This window comes from Arsukibacterium sp. (assembly GCF_041616895.1).
In the GTDB taxonomy this organism is placed as follows: domain Bacteria; phylum Pseudomonadota; class Gammaproteobacteria; order Enterobacterales; family Alteromonadaceae; genus Alishewanella.
In genome coordinates this window covers 13,759-33,387 of record NZ_JBFJPY010000028.1, presented here as the reverse complement: position 1 = coordinate 33,387, position 19,629 = coordinate 13,759, and the positions used below count along the sequence as shown (strand labels likewise).

Here is a 19,629-nt window from a genome sequence, read left to right as displayed (position 1 = left end):
GCGTTATCGCCCAGCTGAATTGCACCATTTACTGTGCTAAGGCTTTGATTAACTGTAAAGTTACGGCCCGCTTCAATAGACCCATTGACTGTTTCAGCACTGTCAACTGAGACATCGTCACTCATTTTAATGCCGCCATTAACCAGCGATACTGTTATAGCGCTGCTATTGCTGGCGATTTTCACACTGCCATTTACCAGTGACACATTGCCATAGGTACTATCAGCAGCCGCACGGTTGCCTACTCCACTTAACACCAGGGTCGCGGCTACTAAAGTGCTAACAGCAGCAAATTTAAAAAGTTTCATTGTTATATCCTTATTGGTTAGTTATTGCTGCTTATTCTGCAAGGGCTTTGCCAAAATTAAGTACCTGATAAATATATATTTAAATCTATCGAGCTGACACCGGGCCGCCGAATTTCGCCATTATTTGGTGAAATGCGCCACTTAATAGAATAATAACTCGTAATAGTAAAAGAGCGCGGTTCGACAGGCCGTCAGGGCATTATTCTGGCCAGCACTGTTGCATGTGTGGTCAGCGGTAGCGCCAAAATGGCCGCTTCGCCAGAAGCAGGAAAGTAGCCGGTCAGGGCGGTAAAGTTAACCTGATGGCTTACCAGTACAGTGGGTGCCGGTAGCTGAGTCAGGGAAAACCGTTGCACTAAGGCTGCCGTCTGTTGTTGTCGATCGCCCCGGCCAGCAAAAAAAGAATTAAGAGCGGGCAGGGCTTGTACCTTGGCGATGGCCATTAATTCAGCAGTTTCCAGGCAACGGCACCACTGGCTGCTGAATAACGTGATGTCAGTAGTAACCTGTTGGCGGAGTAAATCTCCCCAGGCTTTTGCCTGTTGCTGCCCCTGGTTATTTAAATTGCGCTGCGTGCTGCAATCAGCCAGCTTAAATCCTGCCGGATCACCGGTGCCTGGTGCTAATGCATGGCGCATGATCAGCACCGCTTTACCCTCACGCCAGGCCTCCCAGGCTGCATCATTAGCTGCATCATTGGCATATAACACACCGCTAAATAAGGTGCACAGAAGTATTGTCACGAGTTTCATTGGCATCGCCTGTTGTTAAAGCATTGCTTATGCTACGGCCGATATCTGTGGCAGGTTTACCACGACAACGGACGCACTTATTACGCTATGGCCCTGTAATACTTACCTGCTCCGCTAAAAATATTACGTCTTTTGCCTCTTTAGCTTAGCAGCAACTCGTTGCAGCATTAGTTTTTACTGGCCTGCGCCTTATTTTGTAAAGTGGTATCGGTATTGCTTTACTCTTTGCAGTGACTTTGCAGCCATATTTGAATATTGCTGGTAATTTTAACGCAATTGAGGACCACCACGATGAGCAAACAACAAAACGAAAAAGTGATACTGATTACCGGCGCATCCAGCGGCATAGGTGCGGCCACGGTACAAAAAGTTGTCGCCGCGGGCCACAAAGCGGTTATTACTGCAAGAAGCGCTGACAAGTTAAATGCCCTTGCTGAACGCTTGGGTACCGATAAGGTTTTGCCGGTAACTGCTAACGTGTCAAAGCTGGCTGACATTAGCAATGTGGTACAACAAGCCAAACAGCGGTTTGGCCGGCTGGACGTGGTATTTGCCAATGCCGGCACCGGTCTTAATACTGCAGGTATTGCTGACGGAGACCCGGATGAGTGGCAAACCATGCTCGATGTCAACGTGAATGGCCTGTTGTTCACAGCCAAAGCCAGCCTGCCCGCACTTAAGGAAACCCAGGGCCACTTTATTGTTACCAGTTCAGTGGCAGGCAAAATAACCTTGCAAGGATCAGTCTATGGCGCGTCTAAGTGGTTTGCGTATGGCTTTGGCCAGAATTTAGCGGCGGAAATGAAACAGTGGAATGGCCGCTGCACCACTATTTGTCCTGGCATGGTAAATACGCCTTTTTTTGACGAAGCCAAACCCGACAAGTTACAACCGGAAGATATTGCAGACGCCGTAATGTTTGCTATTTCAGCTAATTCACGGTGCGATGTGCGGGAAATTACCCTGATGCCGGCGAATTAACTCAGCAGCAGTGCGTTACTTTTTCGAACTAAACCAGACAATGTGGCAGCAATTTCAGGTTTTGCTGCCGCGTTTCTGTCAGGCTAAGCGATCATTTCTTGCCAATACAACCGCGCTACAGGTAAGTTAGGGCTAATTAATTTCGCTACGACGTGCGATAAGCACCGCCTGATACTAACCATGAGATACTTATGACTGACTCAAAATGGCTTGTCCTTTTAACAGCATTACTGATGACCGGTTGCGCCGGGATGGATAAATCGCAGTGCCTGACTGCCGACTGGCGCACTATTGGTTTTGAAGACGGCGCTAATGGTAAGCCTGAAACAGCCATCGCCACGTATCGGCAGGAATGTGCTGATCACGGAGTTACCCCTGAACTTAATGCTTACCGACTGGGCCACCGTGCAGGGTCAGAGCGCTTCTGTACCCGGGTCAACGGCTTTAACGTAGGCAAGCGGGGGGCAAGTTACCAGAACAGTTGCATGCCAGATTTAGAAGCAGACTTTTTGCCGGGTTACCGTGACGGTAAAACATTATATGACTTGCAACGTGGTTTAAATTCCGCCCGCTCGGCTGCCGAAAAGCAACATCGCCTGATCAGTGCGCTGGAGCAGGATATCGTGAGCAATACTGAGTTGCTGGTGGCAGACGGTTTAAGCCGTGAGGAAAGAGTACAGCTGTTATATGACATTGAAATGCTTAAAAGCGAGTTGGATCATGCGATAAACCTGCTGCCTGCACTGGAGCATGATGCCCACTTGGCTGAGCAGGCTTACATCAAGGCGGAGCAGCGTTTGCGGGATCATCTTTAAACTGCGTTTACTCCAAAAAAATGTTTACCTTGAAGTAACATCAGAGTTATTATTTTAACTCTCGTTATTAACAAGGAGCCTAAGGTGAAAAAAATCATAGTGTCACTATTTTTCAGCGGCAGTGTGTTGGCCAATTCTGCTCAGCAAGAACAGCAAATTAATATGATGCTGACCATGATGGAAAGCATGGGAGAAATGACCCGCCTGGCCGAGTGCATTAATATACCCAAGCCCCGTCTGCAAACTTTGCTGCGCCAAACATTATCCGAATGTGGCATTGGCGACATAACAGTAGAAGCGTCCGAGCAGCAGCACACAGCCTGCCTGCATGCTAGTCTGGAAAGACGCAGTGGCGTTTCAGCGGATCGTTGGCTGGCATGCGACAACAGTGATGAGGAACAAGAAGACCCGTTATTGGCAGAGCTGGATGCGTTAAATGAGCGGATAGGTGAGCGTGAACCGACGGTGGCCGAGCAACGGCAATTAGAGCAGATTATCGAACGGATGCAACAGCGCGGGGTTGCCGACATGCAGCAGATGGTTGATGGCATGATCGCCGGCAGTCAGGGTTCTGAAGCACTTATTACTCTGCCATTATTTCCGGATGCGCAATTGCTGATAAATATTCCGGCACAAGGTGAAATTGAAATTGCCGAACAACGCTATACCACCTTGCCCGGCGCGTCATTTTTAACTACTGCCACGCCGCAGCAAGTATTAAATTATTATCGCGAACAGCTACCTGCTTATCACGTTCATACACCTTCGATGACTGCAACAGGTGATGTTGCATTAATGCAACACATGCCCCCGGGTTTTGATTACAGCAGGGATTTCGGGCAGGCGTTTGCTATTCCACATATTTATATTCAACCCGCCGGCGACAGTGGAAAAAGAAAATTACCCGGCGCTAACAGCATGTTTTATATTTACTATCAACCCGCTGATTAACAGCTAGTCATCCTGGTCCGCGGCAACGCGGGCCCGGCGTTCTTCCTCTTCGGCAAAAGCGGCTTTAATTTGCTCCAGCACCGAATCCACATCGGCAGCACTGTCATCGGCAATAAACTCGCCGGTTAACTCGGTATCCGGGGTAAGCTCACCGGCCTCGTACAGCGCCCAAATCTCGCCGGCGTAATTGGTACTTAGTAACTGTGGCGCATACAAGCCGTAGTAGTCGCGCATATTGTTAATATCGCGCTCCAGCATCCATTTGGCGTTGTTGTTGGCGGCGGCGTCTACCGCCTGCGGCAAGTCGATAATCACCGGGCCGTAATCGTCTACCAGCACATTAAACTCAGACAAGTCACCGTGCACCAGGCCCTCGCACAGCATGATCACCACGTACTGCATCATGGTAGCGTGATCGGCCAGCGCAATTTCTTCTGCCATTGCAACATCGCCTAAGCGCGGCGCGACCATACCTTCATCATCGCACACCAGTTCCATCAGCAGCACACCGTCATAACAGCCATAAGGCTGTGGCACCCGCACCCCGGCTTTTGCCAGCTTAAACAGGGCATCGACTTCGGCATGTTGCCAGCTTTGCTCCTGCTGGGCCCGGCCAAACTTAGAGCCTTTTTCAATAGCACGGGCCCGGCGGCTATTGCGCCCTTTGCGACCTTCCTGATACAGCACCGCTTGTTTGAAGCTACGTTTATCTGCTTCTTTATATACTTTGGCGCAGCGAATATCCTCGCCACACCGGACGATATACACCGCAGCTTCTTTGCCACTCATCAGTGGCCGGATAACTTCATCCACCAGACCTTCGTCGACCAGCGGCTGAATACGTTTCGGTATTTTCATAGCGCCCTTATACCCTAGTTAACAACGCCAGGGAATATGATAACAGCGCTAATCCAACAAAAAATACCGAATTACCCGGAAAAAGTTAATTGCTGTCGATGGTCAGTTGGCCCGGACAACGATACGGGGATCGTATTCATCGCAGCCCTCTACAGTAACCGCATAATCATAGTTACCATCAGCCTCTGCAGTAATCAGACAACGCAGCTTACCATTTTGATTTGCCCGTAGCCTGCAGCCGGGCTGGAAAGGACTTTGCTCATAAAACCGGATGCTGTAAGCCTTTTTCGGCTCTGTTTGCCAGATAATGTGTTTGTCGCGGGCACCGCAGGCACAATCTTTTTCGTTACCACAGCCAGCACGGTTGTCGTTACCATTACTTTTACAATTGTCATCTGTCGGTGGCACTATGGCTTCAATGCACCCTTGCGCATTCAAGGTAATAGTCAGGGTTTGGTCTTTTTTTGCGGCGAGCGTGTCGACACTAAGCAACAGCCCGGCCAGTACAATGATTAAAAGAATCGTTTTCATATCTTGCTCCAGTAGCGTTTGAACAGTCTGTGCTGAACAATATTTGCGACATTGATTACTCCGGTATCTTCGGATCAGCAGCAATTAATGCAGCTGCATAGCCTCCAGCAATTGCCTTTGTAACCAGATCAGTTCCGGCCGCCGGTTTGGCACAATTAAAGCTGGCAATGGCTAAATCGTAGTAAATGTAAAAATCGTCAATAGTGGTATTAAGAAGTTGCTGCATGTCAGCTAACGCCTGCGGACATTGACCCAGCTCGGACCGGATCCGGATAATTTGCGACAATAACGCGCGGGCATCCTGATTCACCGCCAGGTTTGCCAGCGCCTGTTGCAATGCCTGCTGGTAATACTGCTGTGCTTCCTGCTCCTTTCCCGCTTGCGCATCCAGACTGTCGGCAAGGTTAGTTAATATGGTGTAGTCATCGCTGCTTTTTCGCAGCGCATAGCGGTACATCTGTTCTGCTTCGCTAAACTCGCCGTTAAAATAGTAAGCGGTGCCCAGATTGGAATACGCCAGTGATAATGGTGATTTTGCGACAACTTTGTGCCAGGCCCTTATCGCTGCTGCAAAGTCATTAATGAAAAAATAGCTGGCACCGAGTGTATTCTGCAGATCAACACTGTCCCGGTTAATCAGCGCAGCGCGTTCTAACTGCCTGATGGCGTCACTGAATCTGCCACTGCTGTATAAAAACCGGCCATAGTTGTTGTAGTGCTGCCAGTAACCCGGCTCAAGTTCAATGGCGTCTTTAAACAGCTGCTCGGCCTGGTCATGCTGCTTTAAATCTGCCAATAACAGTGCTTTGCCGGTGATGGCGTCAGGCAGACGCGGATTAAGGAGCAGCGCGGAGTCGTAAAGGCCAAGCGCTTTATCATACTCGCCACGGGTACGATATAAATCGCCCAGCACACTGGAAATCGGTGCCTGATTAGCGGTGAAGCTTGCTGCGTGCTCACAGGCCTGCTTTGCTTGTTCAAATTCAGCAACACTGCGATTAATAGCGTATTTTTCCAGATGCAGCTTACATAACCCAGCTGAGGCCATAGCAAAGCGGGGGTCGAGTTCCAGGGCCCGTAAAAATAAATATTCTGCCTGCTCCAGGCTCTGCATGTCTGCTATTTGCTGTAATAAGTTATTGGCGCGTAAATACGCATCGTAGGCCTGAAAATTGGAAGTAAGAGTGTAATCAGCCTGCTGTAAAGATTGATTTTGCAGCAATAAGCTAAACGCACTGGTTAACTGCCGGTATAACTCCTGCTGCAACTGAGGCAGTTGCTGCCTGGGTACCGTTATGCGACTGGCCCACTGTCGCACGCCGCTACTCAGTTGAATCATAACAACCTCCAGCTTCAGCTCTTGCTCGCTGGCTTGTAATTTACCTTCGATAAGATATTCAGCACCAAGACGCTCAATCATCAGCTTATTGTCAGCCAGGTCAGGTACTCCTTGCATCGCTCTGGCCGAAATAACCGGAAATGCATTCAGCTGCGTTAGCGAATAAAGCAATTCGTCGCGAATGCCGTCTATCAGGTAACTGTCAATTTTTTGCTCCGAGCTGCTGTCCTGTCGAAACGGCATTACGGCAACGGAGTTTCCCAGGAATGGAACGTCAATAACTTCGCTCGCTGTTGCCGGTTTTATCGTATCAGCTTCAATGTCGATTGCCCGCTTTAATGAGCTACCTAACACCGTTACGGTAAAACATGACAACACCAGAAAGCCGATATCGACTTTAAGTTGGCGGCGCCAAAATTGGCGTGCTTTTGGGTTCTCCGATATACCCAGTCTGGCGCGCTGCAGTTTTAAATCCCTTAACCAGGTGTAAACCAGAATGACCGGAAACAACATGATGATGATCAGTAAGGTAAGCTTCATGCCGCGGTTAGTGATATGCAATAGTGGAAAGGTTATTGCCATTACCTGAATAAACACCCATACCGCAACCAGAAAGGCAACGCTGACTCGAAATAACCGGCTGCCCTTTACCAGTGCATACAACCAGGACCACTTAACCCGCTCCGAAGGAGCGCTGGTCAGTGACAGAGGTTGCATGGTAACGGGTTGCATTAACCTGTAGCCGCGCCGGGGGAAGGTTTGAATGTATACCGGACAAGCGGTCTGATCGCCAAGGGCATGTCGAAGCTCACTGACCAGATGAGACAACGTATCTTTAGAAGTTTCAGCGCTACCCGTTACTGCCATAAGCAATACCGACTGACTCACGACTTGCTGCGCATGGGCGGCCAGCACCAATAGCAACTCCATGGCATTGGCCGATACATGGCGGTGCTCGCCCTTCACCACTAACTGGCCGGTATCAGGTAATACCTGAACATCCCCGATAAAAAAACCAGCGTGCAGGGTGTTTTTATGCTGCATGTCGGCAACCGTATGGTCGTTACCTGTATCTGAGTGCCTGCGGTTATTCATGTGATCCGTAACAAGTGCTGAGAATATTTATAGCAAAAACACTGCATTACTATCCTTAGAAGCCGCTAAAGTATGGCGCAGAACCGTGAAATATCCAGCAACCACTGGTTAATTCGAGGCGCAGTACGCCACTTTACTTAACGCGCCCATTCAGAGTAACCTCCTCGTAACAATTACTTAATTCTAATATCTTAAACAGGGAATAACGACATGGCTCTACTTAATGCAGTAGCCCGGGGCACGGCTAAACTATTGTTTGGGTTATTTTTGCTGTTAACCGCGTTGTATTTAGCACTGCTGGTGATTAACTGGCAGGACGCCGCACCCAATGCCGACAGCCTGCATATGCAAAGCCTGCTGCAGCAGGATGCGATACCCGCAGAGCAAAATGGCTATCACTTTTACCTGGCCCAAAATGCCAATAATGAGTTACTGCTAAGCGGGCCACTGCAGGAGCTTTATCACCAGTGCAGCGAAGCAGAGGCGTGCAACGCATCACTGACTGCCCACACCGATTTAGCTGAGCTGATCGCACTGCAACAACCACTAATGGCGTTTTATCAGCAGTTATTACAGTACGCTAACTGGCAGGACCCACCGCCGAAAATGATGGAACTCCCAGCGTATCAGGGGCTGTTACACGGTCAGCGTTTATTATTATGGCAGGCCTGGCTGGAGGCTAAGAACGGCAATATTGAACAGGTTAAAACCACCCTGCAAGCAGATTACCAGTTCTGGAAAACCGTATTGGCTAACACCAATAGTCTGATAGCAAAAATGATTAGCATGGCGGCTATAAAGCATCACTTTAATTTAGGTACAGTCATTATCAACCAGTTGCCGGAAGAGCAGCGGGGGGCGGCAACGCCAGAGAACTGGACTAAAGCTTTTAGTGATAAGGAGTTAAGTCTTGAACTGGCGCTGGCAGGTGAATGGCATTTTGCAGCAGATTTTACATCCTCAGCGCTGGGCATTAAACCGTCCTATTCCGGCACGGAAGTTAACAAATTCGAGAAGTTGCTGGTCATTTTGTCTCGCCCACTTATGTTAGTAGAAGACACTAAAAACATTCACGCCACACAGCTGCTGCAGCTACAACAGGATGCATATCATCAAGCTGCTGCCTACCCCTGGTATAGCTGGCTGCGCAATCCGCTGGGTAAGATCGTTATGACAACAGGCACCGCACACTATAAAGACTATCAACAGCGGTTGCTAAAGCTCGAGCAGCAGCGCCAGGATGCCTTGCAAAACCTGAATTTAGCAGGTTAAAGCTTCTCAGCAGTGGCCGGACTGCAACTGGCCGCTGCGCTAACCTGCTGCTGTAATTGCTGCGCCAGTTGCCGTAACTGCACCAGTTGCTGATCGTCCATCGCTACCTGGCAGCGCAGTGCCTGCATTACCCCACTAATTTCTTGCTGCAAGGCTTTGCCAGCAGGGGTTAACACCACCTGCTTTACCCGTTCGTCATGCACGCTTGGCAGGCGCTGCAATAATTGCTTTTGTTCCAGCTTTTTGACTAAAGGAGTTAAGGTGCCAGAATCAAATAAGGTAGCCTGGCCCAGCTTACCTAAACTGATATTGTCCTGCTGCCATAAAGCCAGCAATACCACGTACTGCGGGTAAGTCAGGTCAAACGGCTGCAACAATGGCCGGTACAGCCGCACCATCGCATTCGATACACTGTATAGCGCAAAACATAATTGTTGATCCAGCGGTAAAGTCAGGCTCATGTCGGGGTCCGGGTTAGCCAAGCACTGCCGCGCAGTATAGCGGCTTGAAAGTAAGCAGTACACAAAAAACTTGCATGCAAGATATTTGCATGCTAACTTACTGCCACTTTCCGAAGTATTTATCATTAACTAAGGAGTTACCATGGATATTCTTTATAAAGCAGTTGTTACCTCTACCGGTGGCCGTAATGGCGAGGCAGTATCAGATGACGGCCTACTGAACGTGAAACTGTCGGCCCCTAAACAACTTGGCGGTGATGGTGGCGCCACTAACCCGGAGCAACTCTTTGCCGCAGGTTATTCAGCTTGCTTTATTGGCGCCATGAAGGCCGTAGCCGCAAAAAGCAAAAGCAGCTTGCCGGATAACCTAAGCCTGACTGCCGAAGTGGGCATTGGCAAAATTGAAGGCGGTTTTGGTTTAGATGTTGATTTACATATTAACTTGCCGGGTATGGAACAGGCGGCAGCCGATAAGCTGGTCGAGCAGGCGCATCAGGTATGCCCGTATTCAAATGCGACCCGTGGCAATATTGAGGTGCGCCTGCACGTCACTGTGTAACGCCCTGAAAAGTCGCCACTTTATAATAGCGCAGGCTCAGGGCCTGCGCTTTTTTATTGTAAATTAGCGGACTTTACTGCGCACAGGCCCCCGTTTGCCAGAAAGTACCGTCATCTGATGACAACGTAGTCACCCCCCACGTAGAACCAGCCATGGCCGCATTGCTGCCGTTAGCAAAATAGTTCGGCGTGTAAAAGTTGCCGGTACTATAGGCCCTGCCTGCGACCTTATGGCTGTAATTATTGGTTGTAAAGGCGACACAATTTGCTGGAGGCGGTGGAGGTGGCGGATTATCGACATCACCGTCACCCGGATTAGCGCTGCTACATGTCTGCGCCGGGCCAACACAGCTGGCGTCATCATCCCGCCAGCGACACTGCGTGCCGGTGACCACGTTTTCACGTAATACAAAGCTGGCGGTGCTGTATTCCAGATAGCAATTGGCATAATTGGTGTAGTCCAGCCGACCGGCGCTGATATGCTGATCCAATGTGGCATTCTGGCCGGCATCAATGGTAAAGCTTAGCTGTTCAGCACTGAATAAGCCGCCCTGATCAGTGGCCGTAACCAATGCAGTTTGCTCGCCCCCTGCCAGTTGACACCGCTGTACACTGAACACATCACCGCTGATGGTGGCATTAACAGTAACGTCGCTAAACTCCACCGTTACCGTGTCCAAATCCCGATTTAAATCAAACACCCGGCCGTTTATTGTGGCGCACTGGCCATCAACGGAAACAGACAGTTCTGATAATTCCGGTGGCGTAGCTGGTGGCGGTGGGCCAATTAACAGCTGCTCGGTGTAAGCCGTGCTTACCAGGCCGCCGCTGTCAGTTGCCGTTACGCTAAGCTGATACCAGTCATCGGCCAATGGCGGGCTGCTGAGGCTAAAACTGCCAGCAACAGGTGAAGTACTGACTAACTGTTGCTGAGCAAGGCTATTGGTAAAGCTGGCAGTGATGGTGATGGCGTCGCCATCAACGTCAGCAACATTACCACTAACCGTCACCACCCTGGCTTGCTGGCTAACATTAAGGCTGCTTAATTCAGGTGCACTGTTGCGGTTAACCCGCTGGTTATTTTCTAAAAAATACTGCCCCAGATAACTGGCGTAGTTAATACTATTGCCATTAATGTAGGAACCGCTTGCACCCTGTCCACCCGACCAGGCATGGTCTAGATTGTTAAACCACAACATGGAGACTCGGCCATCCTGCCACAATGATTCGTCAGCAGTACGGCTACCGCCGTTACTGATTAGGTTTTCACCACTAAGGCGCGATACATTATATAAATCGGCCATGCCATTGGCGTTTTGCTCGTTGTAACACAAATTAACGGTGGTATCGTTTCGGCCCTGGGCAATAGAGGCGATCTGGCTGTCAAAATGACCAGAAAAACTACCGGCATACTGCGCACAGCGGCTGGCCACATTGGCGGTTTCACACGGCCCGATAGCACCGCTTGAACTGGTGCCGATGCTGGGTCCGGCGCTAATACCCATGCCAGCAAACACATCTGGGGCCAGACAGGCCGTGGTATTGGCAAAGGCGGCACCGGATGATAAGCCAGCAATATAAACCTGATTAGGGTCTATCTGATAATTAACGTCGGCCAGCAGATTATTAGCCAGAGTAATTACATTTTTATAATCACCCGCAGTGCGGGATTTCGTGCCCTGCCAGTAAGACCAGCAGCCAAAACCCGCTTTATTCATTGCATCTGGCACCGCGATTACCAGGCCATATTGCTCGGCGGCCTGCGTTAAATTGGCGCTTAAATAAGCATCAATAGACTGGGTACAACCATGCAGCACCACCAGCAAACCACGGCCCTGGCCAATGGCTGACACACTGTCTGGCGTATATAAATGCACTTTATTAAAACCGCCGACACTCACATTCTGCTGCCAGCTGCCCGCTATTGCCGGGTTGGCAAGTAAGCTAGTGGCGAGAAAGCCCTTCGCGAGAAGCACCACGGCTAGCATGCGCCCGGCCCGGCTATGATTCTGAATTTTCACGTCTGTCGTTCCTTATCTTTTTTAGTTTAAGTGAACACCGCAGCGACGCTACTTTTCCCTGTTTCGACCTCTGACTCCCCGTAGCAAGCCCCGGTGCCTAATAACTATAGAAGCCAGCTGGCAATTGCGGTTTAGTACTTTAGTGCTGCAACACCCCGGCACGAAGCATCCTCTCGCCAGCAAACCCGGAATAACGTAAACTGCCCGCAACTTAGCAAACAGCAGCATTTATGAATAAACCCGCCAAACTTCACCCGCGTAACCTGCATCAGGGCCGTTATAATTTAGCTGATCTTTGCCGCGGCTATCCTGCGCTACAAGCGCATCTGGTGTTAAATCCGGCTGGCGAGCAGACCGTTAACTTTAGTGAGCCGGCGGCAGTACAAGCCTTAAATGCGGCCTTGCTTAAGCATTACTATCACGTTGACTACTGGCAGTTACCGCCAGGGTATTTATGTCCGCCCATTCCGGGCCGGGCTGATTATATTCACACTGCTGCCGATTTACTTGCCGGGCCGGATGGCGTGCCAACCGGCAAACACATTAACCTGCTGGATATTGGCTGTGGCGCCAACCTTATTTACCCGATTATTGCCAATCGTAGTTATGGCTGGCGCTGTGTTGGCAGCGACATTGACACCGTAGCACTTAAAGCTGCGCAGTTAATTATTGACAGTAACCCGCCACTAAAAAAAGGCCAGATCAGCCTGCGCCACCAGAAGGATAGCAATTCGATTTTAAGCGGTATCATTAAACCCGATGACAGCTTTGCTTTAACGGTGTGTAACCCGCCATTTTACGGTTCAGCAGCCGAAGCCGCGGCGGCTAATCAGCGCAAACGATTCAACCTGAAGCTGGCTGATAGCCCACAACAACGCAATTTTGGCGGCCAGCAACACGAGCTATGGTGCCCGGGTGGTGAATTAGCCTTTATTGGCCAGATGATCAGCGAAAGCGTGGCCTTTGCCAACCAGGTTGGCTGGTTCAGCAGTCTGGTATCGCAGCAAACCCATGTAAAAACATTGTTGGCAAAAGCACGCCAAGCCGGTGCAGCTGAGGTAAAACACCTTACTATGCAGCAGGGACAGAAAAGCAGTCACTTACTGGCGTGGCGTTTTTAAGCGCCCTTTAAACTGTGCTTACCAGCGGGCAAAATGATCCTCCGCCAGCCCCTGCTGACCGCTGCAACTGATTTTCTGGCCATCACAGAGGGTGATGGTGCCATACCAGCTGCCACAATACTGGCGAAAATTACTGGCCAGCAGCCCCAGATTCAGCCGCTCCTGCCGTTTTGCCGCCGGCATAAACTGTAATTGCACCGTGCCGCACTGGCTAAACACCTGCCAAGATGCATCGGTTTGCTGGCGATTAAACACAAATTGCATTGGTGGTAAGATATAGCGCTTACCATTTAACCAGCAACAGTTCTCAGTACCGCCGGTTTCATTAACCCCTGCAGCCAGGTTAAAACCGATCCGCTGCTGACCGTCATAGCCGCTTAAATTGCCCCAACGCCAGCTGGTTTCCCGGCGCATAAAACCTGCTGAAAAATCATAACCACCCAATGCTCCGCTTATCGGTAGCGGGTGTTGGTGCAATTGCAGATCACCGCTTACCTGCAAGGCATTGTGTTTTTGGGTATAGGTCCAGCCGGCATAGCCGGTGGGCAAACAAAGCGCCAGTGGCTCTGCGGCTTTGCCCGGCGTTAACTGCAAGTTAGCGCTAAGCTCTGCGCTTTGTAGCGTCAGCTGCCAGCTAAAGCCCTGCGGCTCAATACTAATATAATTCGCGCCCCCGGTAATTCGGGCCAGGCCTGCGGTGGGGGAATTACTCATCTGGCTATTACGGGATAAGGGTTGCAGCAATTTAAATTCGGTTATGCTGGCATCAGCGCGCTGATACAAATAGGCAAAGCCAGAACACAGGTAGCGGATATCGGCAATCGCTGCCGCCAGGATCCAGTCGGGATGGCTGACACTGACAAACTGAAATTGTTTGTAGTGCGCCCAGCGAGCCAGACGGCTGGCGAGCTTGTCCATTGGCGTGCGATAGATAAAATCTGCCAGGTTTAGCTCTGTCACAGGCTGGGTAAATAGGCCGAACTGTGGCTGCCCATCAGGCTGGATCAGCTTAAAAGAGCCGGGCTGTGTGCTGGGTTCTGAGGCAACCATCATGGCCATAATGCTTCCGAAAGTAATAATTCGCTGTTTAATCTAAACGTTACGCCGTAACTCCGCACCCGTTTTCAACAAAAATACCGTTAAATAAGCGAGTGCTGATTGCGAATGCTAAAAGAGTTAATGCCGCACGCAATTATCGATTGCCGATTTATCGCAACTTTGCTAACTTTCCGATGTCAATTACTTACATTTGCCCCACTAATTTGTTAACAACGTAACAAGCAACGTGGGCCTTCATTTTAGTCAATGGTGGTAGGGTTACCCATGTTAAAACGCAGCTTGTTGATCTCCTCTGTTTTTTTACTCACCGCCTGTGGCGGCGGTGGTTCTGGCAACATCGGTAGCGGTGGTGGCACAGGCGGTGGCTCTGGCGTGACGCCTCCTACCTGGACCGCTGGCGTTTTCCCGGCAGAAAGTAATTTTAAAAATTACTGCGCTTTACCGCGCACCGGCACCGATCCTTACAATAACAACCAACCTTTTCCAGACCGGGCCGGTACCGCAATGCATGAAAAAATGTGGCTGCGTTCCTGGAGCAACAACACTTATTTATGGTATCGCGAGCTGCCTGATAATAATCCGGCTAATTTCAATACGGTGAAGGCCTTTTTTGACCAACTTAAAACCGATGAGCTGACCGATTCCGGCGCCGAAAAAGACAATTTTCATTTTTCTGAAAACACGGCCAGTTATAAACAACGCACCCAGTCGGGTGTCAGCTCAGGTTATGGCATTACCTGGTCGTTTGGCAGCACCACTCCACCACGCTCTTTGCTGGTTGCCTACACCGAGCCAGATTCACCGGCAGCCAATGCCAATATATTACGTGGCGCTGATCTGGTTGAAGTAAACGGTGTGGATTTTGTTAACGACAATACCAATGCTGGCGTTAATGCAATAAATGCAGCACTGTTTCCTGAGAACGCCGGCGAGCAGCATGAATTTGTGTTTTTAGTAAACGGCGGTGAAACCCTGACAGTTACTCTGACCTCAGCTGATGTTGCCAGTAGCCCGGTGCAAAATGTCCAGATCCTGGATACCGATACCGGCAACGTAGGCTATTTACAATTTAACAGCCATATTGCCCTGGCTCAGCCGCAGCTGATTAGTGCCGTTAATAGCTTTGCGGCAGCTAATGTAAGCGAAGTGGTGCTCGACTTACGTTATAACGGCGGCGGCTTACTGGCATTAGCCTCGCAATTTGCCTATATGGTAACCGGCGATGCGATTATTCAGGACCGCATTTTCGAAAGAACCATTTTTAATGATAAATACCCCAATCGTGATCCGGTAACCGGCCAGACCTTAAGCCCAATGCCGTTTTACGGCTTTGAAATTGACTATGAAGCAGGCCGCTTAACCAACACCCCGCTACCTGCACTTAACCTGAACCGGATTTTTGTGTTGTCTACCGGCGATACCTGTTCGGCCAGTGAAGCCTTCATCAACGGCCTGCGTGGTATTGATGTTGAAGTTATTCTGATTGGTGACCAAACCTGCGGTAAGCCTTACGGTTTTTACCCCGCTGATAACTGCGGAACCACCTACTTTACCATTCAGTTTAGTGGCGCTAATGCTAAAGGGTTTGGTGAATATGCCGACGGCTTTTATCCGACCCCGGCACCCACCTTTGCGGCAGACGTAAAAGGTTGCCTGGTCGCTGACGACTTCTCAGCACAACTGGGTGATCCAAACGAGCGAATGTTAGCCAGTGCGTTGCACTACGCCACCTTTGATAGCTGTCCGGTAGGCGTTGCAAGCCAAAGCCTGAGCAGCCAGCAACAACGGCAAAATGATGACAGCGGTCTGAGCATTTACCGCCATGATCCGCGGATGGAAGCCTTTTTACTGGAAGATAAAATTAATCAGCCGATTAAGCCGGCGCAGGATAAACAATAATGCGTTACTGGCTACGGACAAGCGCCAGCGTGCTGGCAGGTGCTTGCTTATTGATAGGCTGCAAAATGACTCCGGCTGAACCCCAGCCGGCCCGGCTTATCGCGATGAGCCCGGCGGTAAAGGCCGAGCTACAGCAAGCGATTATTGAACTGATTGGTGGCGAGCCGGTAAAGCTGGCCGATTCGGTGTTTAGCAGCACTAACCAGCTGTTTATTGAGCAGGTTATATTACGAGACCCACAAGGCCGGCCCATTATGGGCCGTCACCAGCAACCGGCTATTTTACTGGAATTACAACAGACTGATCAGCAGTGCCTGTTAAGCCACCCGGCCAGCGGTCGCAGCGTTAAACTTAGCATTAGCCGCTGCCAATCTGCCGCGGCCAACGAGTGAATACGTAAAAAAGTACGACAAGGGGCTCCGATAAAAGGCAGCCCTTTTACGCCTGTAACATCCCGCTAAAAAATCACTCTGACCCTTTTAATGGGTTTTACCGGCTATTTTTTCGATATCGTGTTGCAGCGCTTTACGCAGCCCCAGGGCAAAACCAATTTCCGCCACCACAAACAATGGCCCGACAAACAGCCCGACGATATCGTCGACAAAAGCGGGCTTTTTGCCTTCATAATAGTGGCCTATAAACTGCAAAACCCAGCCTGCCAGAAAAATAAGCAGTGAGCTGCTAAGCCAGATTGCAAAGGGTTGGGCGGCAAGCAAGGTGGCTAAAACGAAGCAGCTGCCGCTAAATAGCAGCATCACCAGGCCGAAGCGCAGGTCGAGTCGGAAATAAAAAATGGCCGTAGCCACAAACAATATTAATGCAGGGGTAAGCATTACACCCGCTACGCTAAGCATCGGTAACGATAACAAGCTGAAAATAGCAACGATGATCAGAGGTATGCCAACATAATGGGTTTTAATATTTCGATGGTCGCGATGATACAACGCATACTGGCTTAAATGTTCAGTCAGGTTTTTCATCGTTAGTGGCTCCGATTAACACAGGAATTGGGCAAAAATCGACTTTGCTAGCGACTGATGCTGCCGTTTTTAATAAATCACTCTGACCCATTTTTTTATTTTAGTGTAATTTCGGGTAAAAGTGCCAGTTTACTGGCTCACCACCAAACCATAGCCGGTTGGGCGATAACCCAGATGCCACTCGCGATCACCGCTGATAAAGGGGTTGTCATGACCCATATGCTGACGGGTGCGCTGGTTAAGTTGTAACTCGTTGGCAGTTACCGGGTCCAGCTTGTGCCAGGCCATAAATAGCTGCTGCTGGGCGCGAGACAGGTTCAGGTTGTATTTATCGGCCATGTAAAAATACGTGCGGGCAATATCGCCGCGCACCTGCGCAGGCGGTTCAAATACCCGTTGTTTAAAATCGACCTTTATTGGGCAGGCACCATGCTGCGCAGGGGTAGCCGGTAACATACCAAAACGATAATTACTGCGATCGCCATTTACTTCGCCAATCGCCGGTACCAGGTTGTATAAATCGGCCTCCATCGCCTTAAAAGCACTGTCGGTTTTAACACAGTTTTTTCTGCCACCATTTTGCCAGCACTGGCGCTGATGGCCAAAGTGATGGGCCGGTACCACATGCTCCCATTCAATCCGGTTAGCCCGCGGGCCATTTTTTCGGACCTGATAACCACAGCCGGCGAGGTCCGGAATACCTTTATTACCCTGCCAGCGAATAGCGCAGTCGCAATAAAAGCTGGTTGCTTCTGGCGCATGAATACGCTGCGCCAGTTTTTTGGCCTGATCAAAATTAGCTGGCGCTGCCTGAGCAATCGCTGATAACAATAGCAGCACGCTGCTGCCGACTAACATAAGAAACCGCATTCACTACCACTTACTACAGTGAAAACTCTAAGGCGGCTACTATACCCCTAACCGCAGTGGCTGCAAATAGCCACTCCTGTCGGCCATGCTTGCTAAACCGGAATGCGATGTTCCCATCATTTATAAACTGTAAATTGAATGTCATATTGGCGTGAAATGACAATATTTCAGGGCAACAGCTCAGTATGCTGGTGTGGTGTTAAAGGGGTTAAGTTGTCACTAACACTTCGCTGGCTTTGCTGGCGGCTCATGCACGGATGTCTTGAATAAAAAAATAAATTACAGGACGAAAACATGCGAGCTTTTACATTAAGTTGCCGCAGTATGCTGCTTGGCATACTGCTGTTTATCACGCCACAGGCGCTGGCCGACGTTATTTTACATGCCTTCGACTGGCATTATAACGAGGTCGCCAACCGGGCTGAGGAAATTAAAAATCTGGGCTATAAAGCGGTACTGGTAGCGCCGCCACTGAAATCAAACGCCGGCAACTGCGCCTGGTGGCAGCGCTATCAGCCACAGGATATCCGGGTTATTGATCACTGCAAGGGTAATAAGCAGTCGTTTCAGGCAATGATTAATGCCCTGAACGACAGTAACCCGGCACGGCGGGTTGAGGTGTACGCCGATATTGTGTTAAATCATATGGCCAATGAGCGCAATGCTGCCACTGACTTTCCCGGCCAGGCCGCGCTGAATAATTATGCCAGCAACCCCACTTACTGGAATAACCAACGCTTATTTGGCAATTTAACTCAGGGCTTATTTAGTCCCTGGGATTTTAACCCGGCCAATTGTATTCAGAATTACAACGATGTCTGGCAGGTTCAGAACTGGCGTTTATGTGGCGGCGGTGGCGATACTGGCTTACCTGATCTCGACCCCAACAGTTGGGTAGTACAACAACAACGCGCCTACCTGCAAGCACTGAAAAATATGGGTGTGAAAGGCTTTCGGGTTGATGCTGCCAAGCATATGACCATTTGGCATATTAACCAAATTTTCACCAGCACAATTAAAAGCGGCATGTATGTGTTTGGGGAAATTATTACCAGCGGTGGCGCCGGCAATAATGAATACAACAGCTATCTGGCGCCGTATATTCAAAACACTGACCATAAGGCCTATGATTTTCCGTTATTTGAAAGCCTGCGCCGGGCGTTTAACCCCAGCGGCAGTATGAATGAGCTGGTCGACCCGGGCGCTTATGGCCAGGCGCTGGCGAATAGCCGGGCAGTCACTTTTACCATTACCCACGATATTCCAACTAATGATGGGTTTCGCTACCTGATTATGGACCCAACCGACGAGTATCTGGCGTATGCCTATGTGATGGGGCGTGATGGCGGTAAGCCGCTGGTGTTCAGTGACAGTACCGGCACCGACAATAACCGTTGGGTTAATGCTTATAACGCCAGTTACATGCAGCGGATGATTAACTTTCATAACCGGATGCAGGGACAGAGCATGGAAGTACTGGCATCGAGCAATTGCGCCATATTATTTCGCCGTGCTCAGGAAGGGGTAGTTGGCATTAACAAATGTGGTAGCCAGGTCACCTTTAACGTGAATACCAATGGCCGTTTTTACTGGTACCGGACCTACCGCGATGCGCTAAGCGGTGGTGCCACGTTCAGCATTGGTGGCAGTAACCACAGCTTTAGTATTCCGGCCCGTCAGGCCAGAATGTGGTATGCCGATTAATTTTTAACAATGGAATTGCTGGGCTTTTTTCATCCACTGTGGCAGGCTGAATAA

The 19,629-nt window shown here is 49.9% G+C and carries 18 protein-coding genes and 1 pseudogene; 9 read left to right on the top strand and 10 right to left on the bottom strand.

What is annotated here, in order from left to right:
* Together ABY802_RS06965 and ABY802_RS06960 are read right to left on the bottom strand one after the other, a co-directional pair.
* Positions 1-308, bottom strand: a pseudogene (locus tag ABY802_RS06965) (hypothetical protein); the annotation flags it as partial.
* 191 nt (positions 309-499) lie between these two features.
* Positions 500-1,060 carry a histidine phosphatase family protein gene (locus ABY802_RS06960; protein ID WP_372626313.1) on the bottom strand — a complete coding sequence of 187 codons (561 nt, stop codon included), beginning with the start codon at positions 1,058-1,060 and terminating at the stop codon, positions 500-502.
* A 291-nt stretch (positions 1,061-1,351) separates the two neighbouring features.
* On the opposite strand from ABY802_RS06960, the gene ABY802_RS06955 reads away from it, so the two are divergent.
* The 3 genes from ABY802_RS06955 to ABY802_RS06945 all read left to right on the top strand — a co-directional run bounded on the left by ABY802_RS06955 (position 1,352) and on the right by ABY802_RS06945 (position 3,807).
* The gene (locus tag ABY802_RS06955; protein WP_372626312.1) at positions 1,352-2,041 is read left to right on the top strand and encodes an SDR family oxidoreductase; all 690 of its coding nucleotides are present in this window, start codon (positions 1,352-1,354) and stop codon (positions 2,039-2,041) included.
* 191 nt (positions 2,042-2,232) lie between these two features.
* Positions 2,233-2,856 (top strand): DUF2799 domain-containing protein, encoded by a 624-nt coding sequence (locus tag ABY802_RS06950; protein ID WP_372626311.1) that lies wholly within the window; start codon positions 2,233-2,235, stop codon positions 2,854-2,856.
* An 84-nt stretch (positions 2,857-2,940) separates the two neighbouring features.
* Positions 2,941-3,807, top strand: coding sequence for a hypothetical protein (locus ABY802_RS06945; protein ID WP_372626310.1), 867 nt, complete (start codon positions 2,941-2,943; stop codon positions 3,805-3,807).
* A gap of 3 nt (positions 3,808-3,810) precedes the next feature.
* Here ABY802_RS06945 and ABY802_RS06940 read toward each other — a convergent pair whose 3' ends face one another.
* From ABY802_RS06940 to ABY802_RS06930, 3 genes are all read right to left on the bottom strand, one after another.
* Complete coding sequence (locus tag ABY802_RS06940; protein ID WP_372626308.1) at positions 3,811-4,665, bottom strand: PA4780 family RIO1-like protein kinase; 855 nt, start codon at positions 4,663-4,665, stop codon at positions 3,811-3,813.
* 102 nt (positions 4,666-4,767) lie between these two features.
* Positions 4,768-5,196 (bottom strand): hypothetical protein, encoded by a 429-nt coding sequence (locus ABY802_RS06935; RefSeq protein WP_372626307.1) that lies wholly within the window; start codon positions 5,194-5,196, stop codon positions 4,768-4,770.
* 55 nt (positions 5,197-5,251) lie between these two features.
* Positions 5,252-7,630, bottom strand: coding sequence for a tetratricopeptide repeat protein (locus ABY802_RS06930; RefSeq protein WP_372626306.1), 2,379 nt, complete (start codon positions 7,628-7,630; stop codon positions 5,252-5,254).
* 210 nt (positions 7,631-7,840) lie between these two features.
* On the opposite strand from ABY802_RS06930, the gene ABY802_RS06925 reads away from it, so the two are divergent.
* Positions 7,841-8,902, top strand: coding sequence for a hypothetical protein (locus tag ABY802_RS06925; protein ID WP_372626304.1), 1,062 nt, complete (start codon positions 7,841-7,843; stop codon positions 8,900-8,902).
* On the opposite strand, the gene ABY802_RS06920 is transcribed toward ABY802_RS06925, so the two are convergent.
* Positions 8,899-9,363 (bottom strand): MarR family winged helix-turn-helix transcriptional regulator, encoded by a 465-nt coding sequence (locus ABY802_RS06920; RefSeq protein WP_372626303.1) that lies wholly within the window; start codon positions 9,361-9,363, stop codon positions 8,899-8,901. The two genes, ABY802_RS06925 and ABY802_RS06920, sit on opposite strands and share 4 nt — an antisense overlap.
* A 142-nt stretch (positions 9,364-9,505) precedes the next feature.
* Between ABY802_RS06920 and ABY802_RS06915 the strand changes: the two genes are divergently transcribed.
* Entirely contained in the window at positions 9,506-9,922 is a 417-nt protein-coding gene (locus ABY802_RS06915; protein ID WP_372626302.1) for an organic hydroperoxide resistance protein, read from the top strand.
* Between the two features lie 73 nt (positions 9,923-9,995).
* Here the strand turns inward: ABY802_RS06915 and ABY802_RS06910 are convergent, their stop codons facing one another.
* Entirely contained in the window at positions 9,996-11,942 is a 1,947-nt protein-coding gene (locus ABY802_RS06910) for a PHB depolymerase family esterase (RefSeq protein WP_372626301.1), read from the bottom strand.
* 230 nt (positions 11,943-12,172) lie between these two features.
* On the opposite strand from ABY802_RS06910, the gene rlmF reads away from it, so the two are divergent.
* A complete protein-coding gene (gene rlmF / locus ABY802_RS06905) occupies positions 12,173-13,063 on the top strand; it encodes a 23S rRNA (adenine(1618)-N(6))-methyltransferase RlmF (RefSeq protein WP_372626300.1) in 891 nt (296 codons plus the stop codon).
* An 18-nt stretch (positions 13,064-13,081) separates the two neighbouring features.
* Here rlmF and ABY802_RS06900 read toward each other — a convergent pair whose 3' ends face one another.
* A complete protein-coding gene (locus ABY802_RS06900; RefSeq protein WP_372626299.1) occupies positions 13,082-14,122 on the bottom strand; it encodes a DUF2804 domain-containing protein in 1,041 nt (346 codons plus the stop codon).
* 264 nt (positions 14,123-14,386) lie between these two features.
* On the opposite strand from ABY802_RS06900, the gene ABY802_RS06895 reads away from it, so the two are divergent.
* Entirely contained in the window at positions 14,387-16,021 is a 1,635-nt protein-coding gene (locus ABY802_RS06895; RefSeq protein WP_372626298.1) for a S41 family peptidase, read from the top strand.
* On the top strand, positions 16,021-16,413 hold the full coding sequence (locus ABY802_RS06890) for a hypothetical protein (RefSeq protein ID WP_372626297.1): 393 nt from the start codon (positions 16,021-16,023) through the stop codon (positions 16,411-16,413). Before ABY802_RS06895 ends, ABY802_RS06890 begins: the two co-directional genes overlap by 1 nt.
* Positions 16,414-16,500: 87 nt before the next feature.
* Here the strand turns inward: ABY802_RS06890 and ABY802_RS06885 are convergent, their stop codons facing one another.
* Both ABY802_RS06885 and ABY802_RS06880 read right to left on the bottom strand, forming a co-directional pair.
* Positions 16,501-17,001 carry a DUF962 domain-containing protein gene (locus tag ABY802_RS06885; RefSeq protein WP_372626296.1) on the bottom strand — a complete coding sequence of 167 codons (501 nt, stop codon included), beginning with the start codon at positions 16,999-17,001 and terminating at the stop codon, positions 16,501-16,503.
* A 129-nt stretch (positions 17,002-17,130) separates the two neighbouring features.
* The gene (locus tag ABY802_RS06880; protein WP_372626295.1) at positions 17,131-17,871 is read right to left on the bottom strand and encodes an endonuclease; all 741 of its coding nucleotides are present in this window, start codon (positions 17,869-17,871) and stop codon (positions 17,131-17,133) included.
* Between the two features lie 294 nt (positions 17,872-18,165).
* Here ABY802_RS06880 and ABY802_RS06875 point away from each other — a divergent pair, with 294 nt between their 5' ends.
* The gene (locus tag ABY802_RS06875) at positions 18,166-19,575 is read left to right on the top strand and encodes an alpha-amylase family protein (protein ID WP_372626294.1); all 1,410 of its coding nucleotides are present in this window, start codon (positions 18,166-18,168) and stop codon (positions 19,573-19,575) included.
* Positions 19,576-19,629: the final 54 nt, after the last annotated feature.

What these genes read in the sequence shown, in the direction of transcription:
- ABY802_RS06960 (WP_372626313.1), bottom strand. Translation starts at nt 1,060, where the DNA reads ATGAAACTCGTGACAATACTTCTGTGCACCTTATTTAGCGGTGTGTTA.
- ABY802_RS06955 (WP_372626312.1), top strand. Translation starts at nt 1,352, where the DNA reads ATGAGCAAACAACAAAACGAAAAAGTGATACTGATTACCGGCGCATCC.
- ABY802_RS06950 (WP_372626311.1), top strand. Translation starts at nt 2,233, where the DNA reads ATGACTGACTCAAAATGGCTTGTCCTTTTAACAGCATTACTGATGACC.
- ABY802_RS06940 (WP_372626308.1), bottom strand. Translation starts at nt 4,665, where the DNA reads ATGAAAATACCGAAACGTATTCAGCCGCTGGTCGACGAAGGTCTGGTG.
- ABY802_RS06935 (WP_372626307.1), bottom strand. Translation starts at nt 5,196, where the DNA reads ATGAAAACGATTCTTTTAATCATTGTACTGGCCGGGCTGTTGCTTAGT.
- ABY802_RS06930 (WP_372626306.1), bottom strand. Translation starts at nt 7,630, where the DNA reads ATGAATAACCGCAGGCACTCAGATACAGGTAACGACCATACGGTTGCC.
- ABY802_RS06925 (WP_372626304.1), top strand. Translation starts at nt 7,841, where the DNA reads ATGGCTCTACTTAATGCAGTAGCCCGGGGCACGGCTAAACTATTGTTT.
- ABY802_RS06920 (WP_372626303.1), bottom strand. Translation starts at nt 9,363, where the DNA reads ATGAGCCTGACTTTACCGCTGGATCAACAATTATGTTTTGCGCTATAC.
- ABY802_RS06915 (WP_372626302.1), top strand. Translation starts at nt 9,506, where the DNA reads ATGGATATTCTTTATAAAGCAGTTGTTACCTCTACCGGTGGCCGTAAT.
- rlmF (WP_372626300.1), top strand. Translation starts at nt 12,173, where the DNA reads ATGAATAAACCCGCCAAACTTCACCCGCGTAACCTGCATCAGGGCCGT.
- ABY802_RS06900 (WP_372626299.1), bottom strand. Translation starts at nt 14,122, where the DNA reads ATGGCCATGATGGTTGCCTCAGAACCCAGCACACAGCCCGGCTCTTTT.
- ABY802_RS06895 (WP_372626298.1), top strand. Translation starts at nt 14,387, where the DNA reads ATGTTAAAACGCAGCTTGTTGATCTCCTCTGTTTTTTTACTCACCGCC.
- ABY802_RS06890 (WP_372626297.1), top strand. Translation starts at nt 16,021, where the DNA reads ATGCGTTACTGGCTACGGACAAGCGCCAGCGTGCTGGCAGGTGCTTGC.
- ABY802_RS06885 (WP_372626296.1), bottom strand. Translation starts at nt 17,001, where the DNA reads ATGAAAAACCTGACTGAACATTTAAGCCAGTATGCGTTGTATCATCGC.
- ABY802_RS06880 (WP_372626295.1), bottom strand. Translation starts at nt 17,871, where the DNA reads ATGCGGTTTCTTATGTTAGTCGGCAGCAGCGTGCTGCTATTGTTATCA.
- ABY802_RS06875 (WP_372626294.1), top strand. Translation starts at nt 18,166, where the DNA reads ATGCGAGCTTTTACATTAAGTTGCCGCAGTATGCTGCTTGGCATACTG.